This is a genomic window from Frankia nepalensis, from assembly GCF_016786325.1.
GTDB classification, from domain to species: Bacteria; Actinomycetota; Actinomycetes; order Frankiales; family Frankiaceae; genus Pseudofrankia; species Pseudofrankia nepalensis.
Window position 1 is genome coordinate 1 of sequence record NZ_JADWYU010000091.1, and the last position, 17,047, is coordinate 17,047.

At 71.4% G+C, this 17,047-nt stretch carries 16 protein-coding genes and 1 pseudogene; 11 read left to right on the forward strand and 6 right to left on the reverse strand.

What is annotated here, in order from left to right; translation table 11 throughout:
• Nucleotides 1-520 precede the first annotated feature (520 nt).
• A complete protein-coding gene (locus tag I6A81_RS06445) occupies nucleotides 521-715 on the forward strand; it encodes an ATP-binding domain-containing protein (RefSeq protein WP_407661261.1) in 195 nt (64 codons plus the stop codon).
• A gap of 49 nt (nucleotides 716-764) precedes the next feature.
• On the opposite strand, the gene I6A81_RS06450 is transcribed toward I6A81_RS06445, so the two are convergent.
• Nucleotides 765-1,448 carry a hypothetical protein gene (locus tag I6A81_RS06450; protein ID WP_203005529.1) on the reverse strand — a complete coding sequence of 228 codons (684 nt, stop codon included), beginning with the start codon at nucleotides 1,446-1,448 and terminating at the stop codon, nucleotides 765-767.
• A gap of 143 nt (nucleotides 1,449-1,591) precedes the next feature.
• Between I6A81_RS06450 and I6A81_RS06455 the strand changes: the two genes are divergently transcribed.
• From I6A81_RS06455 to I6A81_RS06465, 3 genes are read left to right on the forward strand one after another with little or no spacing between them, the layout of a single operon-like run.
• Complete coding sequence (locus tag I6A81_RS06455) at nucleotides 1,592-1,951, forward strand: LytR/AlgR family response regulator transcription factor (protein ID WP_203005528.1); 360 nt, start codon at nucleotides 1,592-1,594, stop codon at nucleotides 1,949-1,951.
• Nucleotides 1,948-4,092 carry a sensor histidine kinase gene (locus I6A81_RS45455; protein ID WP_203005527.1) on the forward strand — a complete coding sequence of 715 codons (2,145 nt, stop codon included), beginning with the start codon at nucleotides 1,948-1,950 and terminating at the stop codon, nucleotides 4,090-4,092. Before I6A81_RS06455 ends, I6A81_RS45455 begins: the two co-directional genes overlap by 4 nt.
• 19 nt (nucleotides 4,093-4,111) lie before the next feature.
• Nucleotides 4,112-4,756, forward strand: coding sequence for a response regulator transcription factor (locus I6A81_RS06465; protein ID WP_203005526.1), 645 nt, complete (start codon nucleotides 4,112-4,114; stop codon nucleotides 4,754-4,756).
• A gap of 63 nt (nucleotides 4,757-4,819) precedes the next feature.
• Here I6A81_RS06465 and I6A81_RS46100 read toward each other — a convergent pair.
• Nucleotides 4,820-5,518, reverse strand: a pseudogene (locus I6A81_RS46100) (integrase); the annotation flags it as partial.
• A gap of 464 nt (nucleotides 5,519-5,982) precedes the next feature.
• Between I6A81_RS46100 and I6A81_RS06475 the strand changes: the two are divergent.
• From I6A81_RS06475 to I6A81_RS06505, 7 genes are all read left to right on the forward strand, one after another.
• Nucleotides 5,983-6,981, forward strand: coding sequence for a PstS family phosphate ABC transporter substrate-binding protein (locus I6A81_RS06475; RefSeq protein ID WP_203005524.1), 999 nt, complete (start codon nucleotides 5,983-5,985; stop codon nucleotides 6,979-6,981).
• Nucleotides 6,982-6,988: 7 nt separating this feature from the next.
• The gene (pstC, locus tag I6A81_RS06480; RefSeq protein WP_203005523.1) at nucleotides 6,989-7,942 is read left to right on the forward strand and encodes a phosphate ABC transporter permease subunit PstC; all 954 of its coding nucleotides are present in this window, start codon (nucleotides 6,989-6,991) and stop codon (nucleotides 7,940-7,942) included.
• 20 nt (nucleotides 7,943-7,962) lie between these two features.
• Complete coding sequence (pstA, locus tag I6A81_RS06485; protein WP_407661262.1) at nucleotides 7,963-8,856, forward strand: phosphate ABC transporter permease PstA; 894 nt, start codon at nucleotides 7,963-7,965, stop codon at nucleotides 8,854-8,856.
• A 267-nt stretch (nucleotides 8,857-9,123) separates the two neighbouring features.
• Nucleotides 9,124-9,894 carry a phosphate ABC transporter ATP-binding protein PstB gene (gene pstB, locus I6A81_RS06490; RefSeq protein ID WP_203005531.1) on the forward strand — a complete coding sequence of 257 codons (771 nt, stop codon included), beginning with the start codon at nucleotides 9,124-9,126 and terminating at the stop codon, nucleotides 9,892-9,894.
• Between the two features lie 151 nt (nucleotides 9,895-10,045).
• Nucleotides 10,046-10,930, forward strand: a complete 885-nt coding sequence (locus I6A81_RS45460; RefSeq protein ID WP_203005521.1) for a response regulator transcription factor — start codon at nucleotides 10,046-10,048, stop codon at nucleotides 10,928-10,930.
• A 96-nt stretch (nucleotides 10,931-11,026) separates the two neighbouring features.
• A complete protein-coding gene (locus tag I6A81_RS43040; protein ID WP_203005520.1) occupies nucleotides 11,027-11,395 on the forward strand; it encodes an ArsR/SmtB family transcription factor in 369 nt (122 codons plus the stop codon).
• 83 nt (nucleotides 11,396-11,478) lie between these two features.
• Complete coding sequence (locus I6A81_RS06505) at nucleotides 11,479-11,886, forward strand: hypothetical protein (protein WP_203005519.1); 408 nt, start codon at nucleotides 11,479-11,481, stop codon at nucleotides 11,884-11,886.
• Nucleotides 11,887-12,599: 713 nt separating this feature from the next.
• Here I6A81_RS06505 and I6A81_RS06510 read toward each other — a convergent pair.
• The 4 genes from I6A81_RS06510 to I6A81_RS06525 form a co-directional block, all read right to left on the reverse strand.
• The gene (locus I6A81_RS06510) at nucleotides 12,600-13,436 is read right to left on the reverse strand and encodes a TylF/MycF family methyltransferase (protein WP_203005530.1); all 837 of its coding nucleotides are present in this window, start codon (nucleotides 13,434-13,436) and stop codon (nucleotides 12,600-12,602) included.
• Between the two features lie 669 nt (nucleotides 13,437-14,105).
• Nucleotides 14,106-14,267 (reverse strand): hypothetical protein, encoded by a 162-nt coding sequence (locus I6A81_RS06515; protein WP_203005518.1) that lies wholly within the window; start codon nucleotides 14,265-14,267, stop codon nucleotides 14,106-14,108.
• A gap of 386 nt (nucleotides 14,268-14,653) precedes the next feature.
• On the reverse strand, nucleotides 14,654-16,471 hold the full coding sequence (locus I6A81_RS06520) for an esterase/lipase family protein (protein ID WP_203005517.1): 1,818 nt from the start codon (nucleotides 16,469-16,471) through the stop codon (nucleotides 14,654-14,656).
• Nucleotides 16,468-16,935 (reverse strand): hypothetical protein, encoded by a 468-nt coding sequence (locus I6A81_RS06525; RefSeq protein WP_203005516.1) that lies wholly within the window; start codon nucleotides 16,933-16,935, stop codon nucleotides 16,468-16,470. The genes I6A81_RS06520 and I6A81_RS06525 overlap by 4 nt, the downstream gene beginning before the upstream one ends.
• Nucleotides 16,936-17,047: the final 112 nt, after the last annotated feature.

Consider the following 17,047-nt stretch of genomic DNA (forward strand, 5'->3'; position numbering starts at 1 on the left):
GCGAACGCGCCCGCGTCCGCTCCGAACGCCAGCAACGCTGGGGACGACCACGATCACGGGCCGCCTGACCCGAACCGAAACACGTTCGTGGTCAGCGCACTAGCCGACTTGACACCCCACAGGCTCGAGCTGCCGCGGCCGACTGATCGATCCGAGCTGGGCGCGAATGCGGGCGCCGATGCGAGCAGGTGGGCGGATACGCCTCCACCTGGCCGAAGCCCACTCCCGCGAGCCAGGCGAGCAGCGCCGCTGACTTGCGGCTCACCATGGACGTTGCAGGTCTGGGGCCAGTGCTGTTCGACCACGCGTCGACGCCCGGCGACCCGGGCGGTCAGCGCGAGTCCAGCGATCAGCGGGCGCCACACGGCCGGCGGTATTCCGTTCGACGATGAGGCCATGCCACGTCGATCTGCCGGCCGGAGGAGTGTGAGCCGGTTCGTGCCGTGATGGCCGGGGCGCGCCCGAGCTGCTCGGTGCCTCCGCCGCCCCCGCCGGCGCCGAGGGCGTGCTCCACGCCCGGGTGGCGGTGCTGACCGTCGCCGACAGCAAGGGCCTGGAGTTCGACGCCGTGCTCCTGGTCGAGCCGGCGGCGCTGCTCGCCGGGCCGACCAGGGGCCTGGCCGACCTCTACGTGGCCCTCACCCGCGCCACCCGTTCACTGACCGTCGTCCACAGCGACGACCTCCCGGAGGTGCTGGGGCGCCTCGCGGCCTGACCGTCCGGCGCCGCCGCCCCTGGCTGTCGGGCGCCGCGGGTCGTCGCGCCTATCCGGCGGTGGCGCCGGCGGCGTGGCGCCGGGTGACCAGGCCGGCGCCGGTGACCACGGCCCACACTGCGACCCCGAGGGCGGTCGGGAAGAGTGGGTCGAGGGCGCTGGTGAAGACGGCGGTCCCGCTGGCCAGCGCGTACCCGACGCCGCCGACGACTCCGAACGCGGCCGCGACCGGGCTGCCCAGCGTGCGCCGCGCCGCGCCCAGGATCGCCAGCGCGGCGATGGCGAAGCCGAAGAGCGGGACCGTGACCGTGTCGGCGACCAGGACCACGTCGGTGAGCGGATGACTGTCGCCGCGGGCGATCCGGTCGGCCTCGGTGGCGGCGAGCAGGTGGAGCAGGGCGACGGGCGCGCTGATCACGGCGGTCACGGCCGCGGCGACGGCCGCCTTGTGCGCGTGGTCGTCCCGGGCGAGCACGCGGCTGCGCACCAGGGCGACCAGCGCCGCCGCGAGGAGGACAGCGCCAACCGCCATGAGGGTGTGCGCCGGGTACCAGGCGGAGTCCTCGTACATGACCCGCATCTGCTGCGCCATGCCGAGCTCCGGTCGGTCCTCGTTCGGGTGGAATAGGCCACCGGCCAGGAAGAACAGCCCGCCGGCCGGGAGCAGCCATCCGGCGGGCGGTATCGCCCTGCGGGCCGGAACGCGGGTTTCGGCGGTAGTAGCGTTTGACATCGTGATCCCTCCATGGGTTGTCTCGAGGGACCGTAGAAACATCTGCGCGCCGGTTCATGAGTGCGGACCCTCGCAGTCGTGCGGGTCTGGCCCTGAGGGTCAGCCCTGATGGATTCCCGCCCCCGGCATGGGACGGTGACTGAATGACGCGCACCGCCGTGATCGTGGATGACCACGCCGAGTTCCGGGCGCGGGCGCGGGAACTGCTGGAGGCGGCCGGCTACGAGATCGTGGGATCGTGCCCGGACGGCCGGAGCGCCCTCGTGACGATCGACAGGACCCGCCCGGACGTCGTGCTGCTTGACATCCAGCTGCCGGACGTCGACGGTTTCGGCGTGCTGGCGCGCATCGACGCGCCACCGGCGGGTCCCGTGGTGGTGCTCGTGTCCACGCGGGCGGCGGTCGACTACGGAGGACGGCTGGCGCGCAGTGGGGCGGCCGGCTTCATCACCAAAGCGGAGCTGTCCGCCGACGCGCTGGCGGCCGTGGTCGGTGACCGGTGACCACGCAGGCGACGGCGGCCGGGGGTACGGCCGTCGGGGGAACGCCGGTCGGGGGGACCGGCCCGCCCGCGCTGGCGGACCCGCGGGGGCGTCTGCTGACCAGGGCGGCGCGGGTGGCGCTCGGGCTGCTGGTGGCGGGATGCGTCGCCGCCGGCTTCCGGCTCGGCGGGTACCTGCCGAACCTGCACAACGGGCTGATCGCGGTGAGCTTCACCGCCGTCGGCCTGTTCGTGGTCACGCGTCGGCCCGACAACCGGGAGGGCTGGCTTTTTGTCGCGACCGGGACCGCGTCCGCCATCATGTTCCTGGGCCGGCAGCACGGCCTGGCCGTGGAGGCGGGCAGGGCGGAGAACTCGACCGCGGTGACCTGGCTGACCTGGCTGGGCGTATGGCCGCTCGCGCCGATCCTGGTGCTCGCCGGGGTGACGTTCATGTCCTTCCCGGACGGGCGGCTGCCGTCGCGCCGGTGGCGGCTGGTCGTGGTCGCCATGGCGGTCGCCGCGGGCCTGCTCGCGCTGCTGTCGGCGCTCTGGCCGGTCGAGTACTCAGAGAACTCGCTGGTGGTGGCGCATCCGTTCCGGACCGGCGGCGAGGACGTCGCCCAACGGATCTGGAACGTGTCCGGCCCCCTCTGTTACACCCTGTTCCAGATCACCTGGGTTGTCGCGGTGATCTTCCGGCTGCGGCGGGCCCGGGGCGACGAGGCGCGCCAGATCCGGTGGTTCGCGTTCGCGGTGACCATCGGGGCGGTGGCGATGGCGACGGGCGCGATCGCCTTCCGTTCCGCGATCCTCGGGGTGCTCGCGGTGCCGCTCGTCGCGGTCGCGGCGGGCGCCGCGATCGTCAAGTACCGGCTCTACGACATCGACCCGGTGATCAACAAGGCGTTGGTCGTCGGGGCGATGGCGACCCTGGTGACCGGCGGCTACATCGGAGTGGTGGTGGTCGTCGGCCGGTTCGTCGGCATGTCGGCCGCGCAGCACCCGGTGTGGTCCATCGTGGCCACCGCGGTCGTCGCCGTCGTCTTCGAACCGGCGCGACGCCGGGTGCAGACGCTGGCGGACCGGCTGGTGTACGGCCACCGGCCGACCCCGTACGAGACCCTCGCCTGGCTGACGACCCAGCTGAACGGCGGTGTCCGACCGGACGACCTGGCGGCGGGGCTCGCGATCGCGGTGGCGGACGGGGTCGGCGCCGCCGAGGTGACGCTGTGGGAGGGTACGGCCGACAGGCTGGTGCCGGTGGCGTCCTGGCCGCCCGCGGCCGCCTCGGTGGCCCCGCGTGAGCTGCGCTGTCTCGACGGCGGGGGAACGCGGGTTCTGCCCATCGTCCGGGACGGCCGGGTCCGCGGTGCCGTCACGCTGCGCAAGGCACCCGGCGAGGCGCTGACGCCGGCCGAGGACCGGCTGCTGCGTGACCTGGCGGCGCAGGCGAGCCTCGTGCTCGACAACGTCGGCCTCGGGCTCGAGCTGCGCCGGCGGCTGCGCCAGATCGAACTCCAGGCGGCCGAGCTGCAGGCCGCGGCGAAACGGATCGTGGCCGCGCAGTACGAGGCGCGCCGCGCCATCGAGCGCGACCTGCACGACGGCGCCCAGCAGCGCCTGGTCACCCTGGCGCTCGGCCTGCGCTCCCTGGCCGAGCGGGCCGCCGCGGGTGGCCACGACGCGCTCGCCCGAAACGTCGACGACGCGCGCCGGGACCTCCTCGACGCGCTCGCCGAGCTGCGGGAGCTGGCCCGCGGGATCCACCCGGCGATCCTGACCCAGGAGGGTCTCGAGGCTGCCCTGGAGTTCCTGGCCGAGCGGTCCCCGATTCCCGTCGAGCTCGACGCGCGGGTGGACCGGCGTCTCGGCCAGGACGTCGAGGCCACGGCGTACTTCCTGGTCAGCGAGGCGCTGACGAACGCCGCCCGGCATGCCGGGGCCGCGCGCGTCGCCATCACCGGCCGGCTGGCGGACGGCTGGCTGCGCCTCGAGATCGCCGACGACGGGCGGGGCGGGGCGGACGCGCGCCGCGGCCAGGGTTTGCAGGGGCTGGTCGACCGGACGGCGACCCTGAACGGGCAGCTGACCGTGCACAGCCCGCCCGGCGGCGGCACCCGGCTCGTCGCCCAGATCCCCGCGGAGAACCCGCGCGAGTAGCGGAGTAATGGAGATTTTCATGCGTGTGGTCGTCGCCGACGACGCCGTGCTGTTCCGGGAGGGCACGGCCCGCCTCCTCACGGAGGCGGGCTTCGACGTGACGGGGCTCGCCCGTGACGCGGCCGAGCTTCGCGCGCTCGTCGCCCGGGACCCTCCCGACGCGGCGATCATCGACATCCGGATGCCGCCCGGCCACCTCACCGAGGGCGTCGAGGCCGCCGCCGACATCCGTCGGAGCCTCCCGGACGTCGGCCTGCTGCTGCTGTCCCAGCACGTGGAGACGCGCGTCGCGACGCGGCTCGTGACCGAGTTCCGCGCCGGTGTCGGCTATCTCCTCAAGGACCGGGTCAGCGACCTGGCCGCCTTCGCCGATGATGTGCGGCGGGTCGCCGCCGGCGGCTGCGTCCTTGACCCGGAGCTGATCGCGCGGCTGGTCGGGAAGCGCCGTGAACGTGACCCGCTGGTCGCTCTCACTGAGCGCGAGCGCACCGTGCTCGCCCTCATGGCGCAGGGGCGCTCCAACGCCGCGCTGGCCGCGGAGCTGTACCTGAGCGAGAAGACGGTCGAGGCCCATGTGCGCAGCATCTTCACCAAGCTGAACCTGCATCCCGACCCGGGCGACCACCGCCGGGTGCTCGCGGTACTGGCGTTCCTGCGCTCCTGAGCTTCCGACCTCGACTCCCGGGGTCCGCCGGGGCGACCGCGTCCCACGTCCGCGCCTCCGCCTGTCCATGGCGAGGTTACGGGCGGCCTGGGTGACCCACGCGGCGGTGGGGTATGCGGTGGCGCCCAGGATCCGGATCCGCCGGGTGGAGTGTTCGATCACCGTGAGGATGTACAGGCGCGCCCCGGTCAGGGTCACCGTTTCGAAGAAGTCGGCGGCGAGGATCGCGTGGGCTTGGGCGCGGAGGAAGTCGGCCCAGGTGGTCGCGGTCCGGTCGGGTGCGGGGTCGATGCCTGCGTCACGCAGGATCTCCCGGACGGTGGATGGGGCGACCCGGATGCCGAGGGTCAGGAGTTCGCCGTGGATTCGACGGTAGCCCCAGCTGCTGTTTTCCCTGGCCAGCCGTAACACCAGGGCGCGGATCGAGGCCACGGTACGGGGCCGGCCACGCCGCCTGGGACGGGAGCGAGCGGCGTGGTGGCGGGCGATCAGATCGCGATGTCAGCGCAGGACGGTCTCCGGGCGCACCAGGAGTCGCAGGCGGCGCAGGGTTGGCCGCGGCAGCGCGTGCAGGAGCGCGGCGAGCAGAGCACGGTCGGCGGGATGGAACTGGATCCGTTGACCGTCGAGTTGGCGTTGCAGCACGGCGATCTGGTGGCGCAGGGCGAGGATCTCGACGTCCTTGTCACGGCCACCGCGGGGCAGCAGGCGCAGCAGCGCGAACGCGTTCGTGACACCGAGGTAGGTCAGCCGACGCACCACGAACCGCCATCCTCGCGCAGCCGCCGGCGCCCAGGCGAGGGCCGGCGCTGGGAGGGCCATGGTCGGCAGCCACGGCTGCGACCGCGCTGAGCAGGGCGGATGGCATATTCGGCAGCCACACTGCCACGTCGATGCGGATGCCCGGCTACGGCCGCCGGTTGCCCCTGCCGAGCCAGCTCACACCGCGTGACGAGAGTGCCTGCGGGCCGCGGCTGGTACCTCGCGAGCCGCCCACGTGCACCTCGACGTCGGGTGACCGGCGCTTGGCCGGGTGGCTCGATCGTGCGGCCAGGCTCGCCGCCGACCTTGATCGTAGATCGAAACTCTTCGATGTCTTCCTGCTTCGGTCCCCTTCCGTTCGACGTCCGTTCATATCGAAGGTCTTCGATATGACCTCGGTTGGTTCGCGTGGACCCGCCACATATGCGCCCGTGGGCGCGGGGGAAGACTGAGGGGATGCGCACGTGGCAATAAGGGGTAAGCGGTTGGGCGCCGTCGTCGGCGTCGCGCTCGCGGCGGTCTTGACCGTGTCCGCGTGTGGTGACGACGAGGAGCCGACGACACCGGGTTCCGGAGGCACCGCGGCCGCGCTGTCCGGGACCGTCAAGGTCGATGGGTCGAGCACCGTCGCGCCGTTGTCGGAGGCGGCGGCCGAGTTGTTCCGCGAGGAGCAGGGCGGCGTGCAGATCACCGTCGGTACGTCCGGCACCGGTGGCGGCTTCGAGAAGTTCTGCCGGGGCGAGACGGACATCTCCGACGCCTCGCGCGCGATCGAGGACGACGAGGTGGCCGCCTGCGAGGAGGCCGGCATCGCCTTCGATGCGTTCCAGGTCGCGAACGACGCGCTCACGGTCGTCGTGAACAAGGAGAACACCTGGGCGAAGTGCCTCACGGTCGACCAGCTCAAGACGATCTGGGACGAGGGCTCGACCGTCAGCAACTGGAACCAGGTCGACCCGTCGTTCCCGGACGAGCCGTTGAAGCTGTTCGGCGCGGGCACGGACTCCGGTACGTTCGACTACTTCACCGCCGCGGTCAACGGCGAGGAGGGCCGTAGCCGCACGGACTACCAGGCGACCGAGGACGACAACGTCACCGTTCAGGGCGTGACCTCGTCCAAGGGCGGGCTTGGCTACTTCGGTTTCTCCTACTACGAGGAGAACGCCGACGAGCTGACCGCCGTGCAGATCGACGGCGGCGAGGGCTGTGTCACGCCGAGCGTCGCGACGGCGCAGGACGGCACGTACTCGCCGCTGGCCCGCCCGCTGTTCATCTACGTCAACGGCAAGTCGCTCGCCCGGCCCGAGGTCAAGGGGTTCGTCGAGTTCTACCTGGCGAACTCCACGGCGATCGCCGAGCAGGTCCAGTTCGTGCCGCTGACCGACGCGCAGATCAAGACCGCGCAGGACAAGCTCACCGCGCTGCAGGCGAGCGCGGGCGTCACCGCCACGCCGAGTTCGTGACGACGACATGACGCGGGCGGAATCCACCGCCGCCGGCGGGGTCGCCGCGGGGAGCGTTTCCCTGCGGCGGCCTCGGCCGCGCTACGGCGAAGCAGTCATCCGCGGCGCGCTGTTCGCCGCCGCGCTGTTGTCGGTCGCGACGACGGTCGGGATCGTCGTCGCGCTGATCGTCCCGACGGTCGAGTTCTTCGCCGAGGTCAGCGTCCTGGACTTCCTGACCGGCACCGAATGGGCGCCGCTGTTCGCCAGGCCGAAGTTCGGCGTGCTGCCGCTGCTGGTCGGGACCCTGGTGGTCACCGTGGTGGCGCTGATCGTCGCCATACCGCTTGGACTTGGTGCCGCGACGTTCCTGTCCGAGTACGCGACCGACCGGGTCCGGCGCGTGCTCAAGCCCGTCCTCGAGGTGCTCGCCGGTATCCCCACCGTCGTCTACGGCTTCTTCGCGCTCACCTTCGTCACCCCGCTGCTGCAGGACATCTGGCTGTTCGGCGACCCGCCGGAGGGCTTCAACGCCCTGTCCGCCGGCATCGTCATGGGCATCATGATCGTCCCGACGGTCGCGTCGCTGTCCGAGGACGCGATGAGCGCCGTGCCCGCGGACCTCAAGGCCGGCGGGTACGCGCTGGGCAGCAGTAAACGCCAGGTAGCGACGAGGGTGACGTTCCCGGCGGCGCTGTCGGGCATCGTCGCGGCCATCGTGCTGGCGATCTCCCGCGCCGTCGGCGAAACCATGATCGTCCTGGTGGCTGCCGGTGGAACACCGAACCTCAGCGCCGACCCGCGCGAGGCGATGCAGACGATGACCGCCTTCATCGGGGCGGCCGGGATCGGCGACCAGCCGGTCGGCTCCATCGGCTACAAGACGATCTTCGCCGTTGGTTCGCTGCTGTTCGTCATCACCCTCGTCATGAACGCCGTCTCCATCCGGCTCGTCCGCAAGTTCCGGGAGGTGTACGAGTGAGCACCACCCAGACCACCGGCGTGGAAGACCCGGCCGTGGCCGAGGCGACGTCGCATGCCGACCTCACGGCGGGGCAGCGGTCGATCAAGGATGTCCTGTTCTACGTGGGCATGCTGGCGAGCCTCGGGATCGCCTTCACGGCCCTGGTCGCCCTGATCGCCCTGATGCTGGTCCAGGGCTGGCCACGGCTCAACCTCGACCTCATCACCCACTTCCCGTCCAGCATCCCGGCCAGGGCCGGGGCCGAGTCGGCGGTGCTGGGAAGCATCTGGGTCGTCGGCTTCACCGCGCTGTTCACGATCCCGCTGGGGGTGGCCGCCGCCGTCTACCTGGAGGAGTTCGCCGACAAACAGCGCTGGTACAACCGCCTGATCGAGCTGAACATCCAGAACCTGGCGGCGGTGCCGTCGATCGTCTACGGCATCCTCGGCCTCGGCCTGATCGTGCAGGCCGCGGGACTGGGCCAGGTCGTACTCGCGGCCTCGTTGACACTCACCCTGCTCGTACTGCCCACGGTGATCATCGCGGCGCGGGAGGCGATCCGGGCTGTCCCGGACTCGATCCGGGCCGGTTCGCTCGCGCTCGGCGCGACCCAGTGGCAGACGGTGTGGCGGCAGGTGCTGCCGGCCTCGGTGCCGGGCATCGCCACCGGAGTGATCCTCGCGCTGTCCCGGGCGATCGGCGAGGCGGCGCCGCTGGTGCTGCTCGGCGGGCTCACCTTCATCCAGTTCAACCCGAGCGGCCTGGACAGCCCGTTCACGGTGCTACCGATCCAGATCTTCAACTGGGTCTCCCGGCCCCAGGACGAATTCGAGGTGCTCGCGGCCGCGGCCGGCGTCGTCCTCCTCGTGATCCTGCTGGCCATGAACAGCATCGCGATCCTCGTCCGGAACCGGTTCCAGCGCCGCTGGTAGCCCACCGCCGCCGCCCGCCGGGCGACCGGCGGCGGCCCGGCCCCGGCCCTGTCACGGGACCGTCATGACCAGCCCGCACCTCCGCACCCTTCGCGAAGGACAGCCATAGCCATGGACAATTCCCCGTCAGCGGACGACGCGCCGACGTCGGCCGACGCGCCCCAGCCGGCGGCCACGGGCTCCGGCCTGGCCGACCCGGCGCTGCACCTGGACACCCCCACCCGCGCCGGGCGGCGCGAGATTCCCGAGCAGCCGAAGGACCCCGTCATGCTGCTGCGTGACGTCGCCGTCTACTACGGCGGTTTTCGCGCGGTGAAGGACGTGAACCTCGACTTCGGCCGCCGCGAGATCACCGCCCTGATTGGGCCGTCCGGCTGCGGGAAGAGCACCGTCCTGCGCTGCCTCAACCGGATGAACGACCTGGTCCGCGGCGCGCGCGTCGCGGGTTCGATCACCTACCACGACCAGGATCTGTACGGCCCGAAGGTCGACCCGATCGTCGTGCGGCGCAGCATCGGCATGGTCTTCCAGAAGCCCAACCCCTTCCCGAAGTCGATCTACGACAACATCGCCTACGGGCCGCGGGTGACCGGGATGAAGCCGGGGAGCATGGACGAGCTCGTCGAGCAGGCGCTACGCGGCGCGGCACTGTGGGACGAGGTCAAGGACAAACTCAAGCAGAACGCCTACTCCCTGTCGGGCGGGCAGCAGCAACGGCTGTGCATCGCGCGCTGCATCGCCGTCAACCCCGACGTGATCCTCATGGACGAGCCCTGCTCCGCGCTCGACCCGATCGCCACTGCGCGCATCGAGGACCTGATGATCGAACTCGCCGACCGGTACACGATCATCATCGTCACCCACAACATGCAGCAGGCCGCCCGAGTCGCCGACCGCACCGCGTTCTTCACCGCGGAGGCCGACGCGACCACCGGCGAACGCACCGGGCTGCTGGTCGAGTACGACCGGACCGGCGCCATGTTCCACAACCCGCGCGACCGCCGGACCGAGGACTACATCAGTGGCCGCTTCGGCTGACGCCAACCGCATCCTTCGCGCGGGCGGAGCCCGCCCTGCTCGACCGAGCCCACGCGTTGGCCGGCGAGCCGACGAGGCGGCCTGGGCGGGCCGAACGGCGCCGCCCGGGCCGTTCGGCCAGGTCGTGACGCGGGAGAGGAGACCTGACCCGGTGCCCCAGATATCCGCGCGGCCAGCGGACGACGCCCGCCCGGCAGTCCGGCCAGTGATCGAGCCGGCGACCCATGCGGGCGCCGGCGGAAGTCCCACCCACGCGCCCGCCAGGCACCTGGGCGCGGGCCCCGCCCCGCGCGCGGTGACACCGCCGGGCGGAAGGGAGGTTTCCCTGGACGCGAGCCGTGGGGACGACCCCGAAACAGGCACCATACTGATCGCCGACGGGACCATCACCGAGGACACTCTGGCCACACTTCGGCAGGCGGGCGCCCAGGTGGCCATCGCCCGTGACGGGGCCAGCGCGCTGTTGGAAGTCGGTCGCCTCGAACCCGAACTGCTCCTCGTCCGCGCCGCCCTGCCGATTCTCGACGGAGTCGCGGTCATCAGGGCAGTCAGGGCCCGCTACGACCGTGAGACCCTGCCGATCGTGCTCGCCGTCGGGCCCGACGAGGGCGCACAAGCGGCGGCGGGGCTTGAAGCCGGCGCCAACTCGTGCGTCGCCTGGCCCCACGGAGTCATGGACATCCTCGGCACGGCGCACGCCTCTCGCGTCGAGGATGCCCAACGAACTGACGAGCCACCGGCGATCCTGCGCGCGGGCCCCATCACGATGGACGTCGCCGGACACGACGTCCGGGTCCACCAACGCCCGATCCACCTGCCACGCCGCGAGTTCGACGTTCTGCGGATCCTTCTCGAGAACATCGGCCGGGTAGTCACGAAGGAAACACTGGGCGAGCTCGCCTGGGGAACCGCCGAGACCGAGTCCAACACGATCGCGGTACACGTCCGCCGGATCCGCCTGCGGATCGGGGACACGGGCAAGCCCCAGCTCATCGAGTCCATCCGGGGCATCGGCTACCGCGTCCGCCGCGAATGATGAACCTTCGATGAACGGACATAAAACCAAGCCGAAACGCGGCGAAGAATCAAGGTGGCGCGGCGAAAAGTCCCATGCGCTCGCTAGTGTGTACGTGTGGCGGCGCTCGACGGGACTCCTTCCCACCCCGATATCGTCACCACCCAGCCCCCGGTCGATGACTGTGGGCCATCGCTGTCCGCCAAGCCGTTGCCGCGCGACGACGCGGACCGCTTGGCGGAGACCCTCAAGGCCATCGCGCACCCCGCCCGGCTGCAGCTGCTGAGCCTCATCATGGCCAGCGAGAACGGCGAGGCGTGCGTCTGCGATCTCATCGAGCCGGTCGGCCTCTCGCAGCCCACCGTCAGCCACCACCTCAAGCTGCTCACAAACGCCGGCCTGGTCACCCGCTCCCAACGCGGCCAGTGGGCCTGGTTCGCCGTCGTCCCCGAGCGTCTTCGCGAGATCCGCGCCGTCCTGCAGTGATCGAGCGGCCGGCCGGGTCGACAGGTGATCGGCCGGCGCGACGCGGTCTTCCTTGGCATGGCTGTAGATGCGAATATTGAAACATGTCGATGCGCGGCGAGAGTCGATGCGCCCCGTCCACCCTCCACGACCGGCCCGAAGCGCCGGCCCTCGCTGCTCCCCTGAGCGCACCGCGCTACGCGCTCGTCTCCCACCGCTCACCGGAGGCGGTCGCCGAGGCGCTCCAGACGCTGGCCCACGGCCCGTCGCTCCGGTTGTTCACCACATTGCGAGCCCACGGCGACGAGATCTGTGGCTGCCACATCGCTGATCTCCTCGCCGACCTCGGCCAGGACCGCGACCTGTACCTGACCAGGCTGGCGACCGCCGGCCTGCTCCAGATGATCTGGTGCGATGGCAACATCTACTACCGGGCGCTGCGTCCCGGCGATGTCCTCGCCGCGCTCGCACCGGCATACGTCAAGCCAGCGGGGATGGCCACCTCCAGCTGACGCCTTCCAGTCCAGGCCTTGGCCAGCATGCGGTGAGTCGGCGTGTCAGTGCAGGATCTCCTGTCAACAGGCGCCCCCCGCCGCAGCCCGCCCCCCGCCACAGCCGCGTGACTCGCCGGCGGCCCGTCGGGCGGCGGCGCGGCCGCGCTGGTGCAGCCCGAGAAACACCACCGCCAGGACGGCCAGGGCGATCACCGCGGCGACGAGCGTCTGGTTGACCGCGGCAGCCCACGGATCAGCAGGAGCACCAGCGTCGACACCATGCCGTCATGATCCCTGCCGCGCCATCTGCCCAGCTCAGCGGCCCTGACCGTCCAGTTGCACCCCACAGGGTCAAGGCCGATCTGAAGCGGTTCAAGGCATTCATCGAGAACCGCTGAACCGGGCTGTCGCGCCGCGAGGAGTCATCCTGTGGTGCGGCCGATTTTTCTGGCGTCGACTCAACGACCGCCCCGGGTCCGACGAGTCCGCGCAACTCCGGGGGCCTGTTGTGTCGGCGACCGCGGTGGCGATGTGGAGATCGCGCAGGTCCGTGAGGATCGGAGCGGGTGGATCCGCGGCGAGCGTCGTGAGCGCGGCGTCGCGCCCGGGCTGGGATCTGCCGGGCGCAGTCACCTGCTGAGGGGTCGGGCGCACCGGCACTGCGCACCGGCACTGCGCACCGGCACTGCGCACCGGCACTGCGCACCGGCACTGCGCACCGGCACGCCGCGCTACCGGCGCTCTTCGTCCCTCCGCTCCTCGAGGGTCGGTCCCGGGAGACGCCAGAACACCGCCCACTGGTCGATCCGCGTCAGGGGCGCGGTGACGCCGTGCGCGGCGCGGTAGTCGTGGACCGCCGCACGGCAGGCCGGGATCTGGTAGTCATCGATGATCACGAATCCGCCCGGTGACACCTTCGGGTACAGGTTGTCCAGCGCATCCATGGTCGACTCGTACAGGTCACCGTCGAGCCTGAGCACCGCGATCCGCTCGATCGGCGCGGTGGGCAGGGTGTCGCGGAACCATCCCTTCAGGAACCGGACCTGGTCGTCGAGCAGCCCGTAGACGCCGAAGTTGGCCCGCACCTGCTCGAGCGGGACGGCCAACACGGCGTTGGCCAGGTGCAGCCGGGTCTCCTGGTCGCTGGGGTGGCTGTCCGGCCCGCTGACCGGCATCCCCTCGAACGAGTCGCACACCCACACCAGCCGGTCGGTCACCCCGTAGGCGCGCAGGACCGCGCGCATGAAGATCGACGTGCCGCCACGCCAGACCCCCGTCTCGACCAGGTCGCCGGGAACGCCCTCCATGATCGCCGTGGCGGCGCATTCCTGGACGTTGTCCAGCCGGGCGAGCCCCACCATCGTGTGCGCGACGGTCGGCCAGTCCTGGCCGGTGGCCCGCTGGTCGCCGTCGAACGCCGCCCCTGTCCCGGAGACGGGCGGGTCCTGGTAGATCGTGTTCGTGAGGATCCGCTTCATCAGGTCGAGGTAGTCCTCATTCCCGGCCCCATGCGCGGTCAGCGGGCTCACCAAGGTCACGTCGTCGTCCCATCTCGCGGCCACGGCCACGGCCACGGCTCGGCTGCTCCTCTCGCGGGAACTCCCCGGATAGTTCGATCCTGGCCGGTGTCCTCGCGGCTCGCGACCGAAGTCGGTCCTCTGGAACCGAGATGCGGCAGCCGGTCGTCGCGACAGCCGCCATGCCTCGGGCCGGCTCGACGCGACTGTGCCCCAGGCAGCGCCCACCCGGACGGCGGTCCGGGTGGGCGCCGGGAGTCAGATCATGGTGCTGGTCGACGTCTGGCATCCCGCCGTCGTGGCGCCCGTACCCGTGTGCAGCGCGGCCGGCCCTCCTACAAGGACGGTCGCCAGGAGAACGACAACCCAGAGGGGAATCGGGTCTTGCTTCGGGTCTTGTTTAGGCATAGATCTACCTCTTTGTCCTCATACCGAGACTTTTAAGTGAGGCGCGCGGTTCCGGTTACCGCCGGACTGCAACCGCTCGCTTGAGTCACATCCTGTCCGCAGACGAGCACATTGGGTAGCCACCGGAAGTAACCATCTGTGGACTAGTCACAGACATAGCGTGCAGACGGGTGGCGTTTGATCGCCGATCCCCTTACGCTGCGCGTCAGCCGTCGTTCCTCATACCGAGCGGTTCAGGCGGCCACAGCCCCCGGTTACCGCCGGGGGCTGTCGCCTGTCGAGGCGGCGTCTCGGTCCCGTCGCGGTCGAACTTCAGCTGGAGATGCGCGGCGAGCAGGTAGATGTCGCGGACGGCATCGTCGTTCGCCCAGCCGCGCGCGCGGCACCCCGGCACAGCCGCGCGATCTCCGCGTCGAGCGCGTCCGCCTCGGGGCCGAGCGGCGGCGGCGACATGTTCGTCGTGTCCGTGCTCACCGGGCCAGCCAGCCTCCTTGGCTCCTGAGGGGGCTCCTGAGGGACGTGCCGCGCGCGGCGGCCGCCCCGCGCCGGCGCTGGTCGAGTTCAGGTGACGCCAGTCAGGTTCCAGCGGCGATCCCCTCGGCGCCGCCGCGCGGAGCGTGACCCTCGCGGCCGAGCCCGCTGGGACGTGATACGCGTACCTGCCCGTTCCAGCGGCCAGCGCGCCGCGCGGACTCGCGAACGCGGTCCCACGCCGCAACGATGATCGTCGCCGTGGGGCGCGAGAAGCAGCCCCACGGCGACGCGTCACACGCTCACGCCGGACGGTCCGACCAGCCTTCCGACCGGCCGGCGCGACAGCGCCTGCGTGACGACTGCCGAACGCCGTTGGCGATCACCGTTCAGAACTGGACGGAACTGTAGTCATCGAGGCAGGAGTAGACGAATGTGGCGGGGGTCCGGGCGTTGAACGTCATCGTTCCGGCATAGGTGGCGCCGGTGCTGGACCTGCGGGACACCTCGAGCGTCACCGTCGGCTTGACCGTGCCGCCGGACGTCCGCAGGCACGAGGTCGCGGGGTCGCGCAGGTCCGACCTGCCGGCGGCGGCAAAGCGGATGACGGTCTGGCCGCCGACGGACCGTACGTCGAGGATGTTGGCGAAGTAGTCCCTGCTGTAGACGGAGACCGCGCGGGACGGGACCGCGGCGGTGCCGAGCGCGACGGTGGAGTAGTCGCTCGCGCACGAATACGTGAAGCCGTACGAGCCGGGCGCGGCGAGCGCGAACGTCAGAGTTCCCGTATAGCGGCCGGGGCTGTTGGTCGACAGCGTGCTCTGCACGGGGAACAGCCGACGCGATGTCGATCCGTCCGACACCGTCACGCAGGAGGTCTCCGGCTTGCGGAGGTCGTTCCGCCCGGACGCGTCGAAGTCGACGTGGAGCAGGAACCCGTCCGGGCGGACCGCCCGGATCGCCGCGCGGTACTCGTCGCTGTACCGCGACGTGCCGAGCTGCGTGGCCTGGAAGGTGGAAGGACCCGATGAGGGAGCCGGTGCGCCGCCGCCGAGCTGGTCCAGGTAGCTGATGAGCGCGTCGGTGGCATGGTTCAGGCTGACGTCGCCCTTGTAGAGACGGCCGTGTGAGCAGCTCGCGGCGGCCTCGACGGCGGCGAGGTAGGCGACCAGCCCCGGTGTCAGGTTCCCGGACAGGATGCCGTCGAAGGTGTTGTCATCCAGCACCGCCATCTGGCCGATGCCCGCCGCGAGCGCGGCCAGCGCCGACTTGCTCCAGCCCAGGGCGACAGCCGCGGTCAGGAGAGAGTCGCTGGTGATGGTGCAAGCGTCCGTCCGGAGGGAAACCTTCACGCCTCGCGGCTGCGGTTCCCTCGGGTTCATCGGGAGATAGCCGTGCGCGGAGCTCACCGGCACGATGCCGTCGCTGCTCAGCGGGATGTCGTAGAGGTGGAACGGGCCCAGCGTTCGGCGCACCGTGGCGGAACCGGCGATCGCGGTCAACGGCACCGAGGCCGGCAGGTAGGACGGCAGCGTGCTGGCGCAGGCGTCGGGCATGTTCGCGCCGCCGTTCGGATGTGGGCCCAGGCAGACCTGGGCGTCCGAACCGGGCGGCGGAACCTCGGTCGAGCCGTGCTGGTGAAGGTCCTGCCAGAACCCGGCCGCCCAGGTCTCGCCGAACGGGGAGCCGAGATAGGGCGTGGCGAAGGTGACGACCCCGCCGAGCAGTTCGGCGGCCCCCGCCCGCCTGGCGGCGTACAGCGTCGCCAGGCCGCCCATCGAGTGCGCGACGACGAGGACCTTCCCGTCGCCGCCGTAGGTCGCCGACACGGCGGCGAGGTATTTGGCGAGGCAGCCCGCGACCGCGTCCGCGCTCGCCCACGTCGTTCGGTGCGCGCCGTAGTCGAAGTAGTAAGGGGTGATCCGGTTGCCTGTGCGGGCCGTGAGCGCCTTTCCGGTTTCCTTCAGCGCGCCGCCATCCGCCATCCAGCCGTGCACGAAGACCACCGGCCGGGTGCCGTCCGCCGGTCGCGTCGACGGCGAGGTCGAGCGCGACGAGCAGGCAGACGACGAGGCCTGGGCGGGGGCGGCCGGTGCCCCGGTCACCGCCAGCACGGTGAGAACCGCGGCGCCCAACGCGACCAGCCGGACGGCCGTCCCACAGCGGGCACGGCCGCGCCGGCCCGCTGGGCCCGCCGTCGCGGTCATCGGACAGGCTCCGTCGCCACGATCGTCCAGGAGCCGTCAGACCAGGCCAGGAGGAACGTCCAGGCGGCGGGCTGGCCCGCCGGCGGGTGAGCGAACCGCCCGACGACTGTCGCGTGCGTCGCGTCGAGTGGCTGGAACGTCGCCATGTCGAAGGACACCGGCCCGGCCTCGCGAAGCCCGGCGAGCGCGGCCGGGTCAAGCACCTGCCCCGGCGGAATCCCCATCGCCGACCGGAGGTCATCCTCCGAACCGGACGCCAGCCGCGTCGACAACGCGGAACCCTGCTGCTGGGTGAGCGGGGGCGCGGTCGAAGGGCTCGCGCTGGGCGACGGCCCGGATGGCCCGCCGCCGTCGGAGTCGTGGCCACCGGAACAGGCGGCCACGAGAAGGACGACGACCGGCAACAGCCGAACCGAGTATCTGTACGCGTCGGGCCGCTGCCGGCCCGGCTCATGCCTGCGCATTGTGTTTCTCCCCCGTGACCGCGCCCCCGTGCGCGGCTTCACGCCGGGACTATAGACCGGCGCCGCCGGGGCCTATTTCGATCTTGAAGGTTGGGTTCGGACGGCGACCAAC

What these genes read in the sequence shown, in the direction of transcription:
- I6A81_RS06465 (WP_203005526.1), top strand. Translation starts at nt 4,112, where the DNA reads ATGCGTGTGGTCGTCGCCGACGACGCCGTGCTGTTCCGGGAGGGCACG.
- pstB (WP_203005531.1), top strand. Translation starts at nt 9,124, where the DNA reads ATGCTGCTGCGTGACGTCGCCGTCTACTACGGCGGTTTTCGCGCGGTG.
- I6A81_RS06455 (WP_203005528.1), top strand. Translation starts at nt 1,592, where the DNA reads ATGACGCGCACCGCCGTGATCGTGGATGACCACGCCGAGTTCCGGGCG.
- I6A81_RS06505 (WP_203005519.1), top strand. Translation starts at nt 11,479, where the DNA reads ATGTCGATGCGCGGCGAGAGTCGATGCGCCCCGTCCACCCTCCACGAC.
- I6A81_RS06520 (WP_203005517.1), bottom strand. Translation starts at nt 16,471, where the DNA reads ATGACCGCGACGGCGGGCCCAGCGGGCCGGCGCGGCCGTGCCCGCTGT.
- pstC (WP_203005523.1), top strand. Translation starts at nt 6,989, where the DNA reads ATGACGCGGGCGGAATCCACCGCCGCCGGCGGGGTCGCCGCGGGGAGC.
- I6A81_RS06450 (WP_203005529.1), bottom strand. Translation starts at nt 1,448, where the DNA reads ATGTCAAACGCTACTACCGCCGAAACCCGCGTTCCGGCCCGCAGGGCG.
- I6A81_RS06525 (WP_203005516.1), bottom strand. Translation starts at nt 16,935, where the DNA reads ATGCGCAGGCATGAGCCGGGCCGGCAGCGGCCCGACGCGTACAGATAC.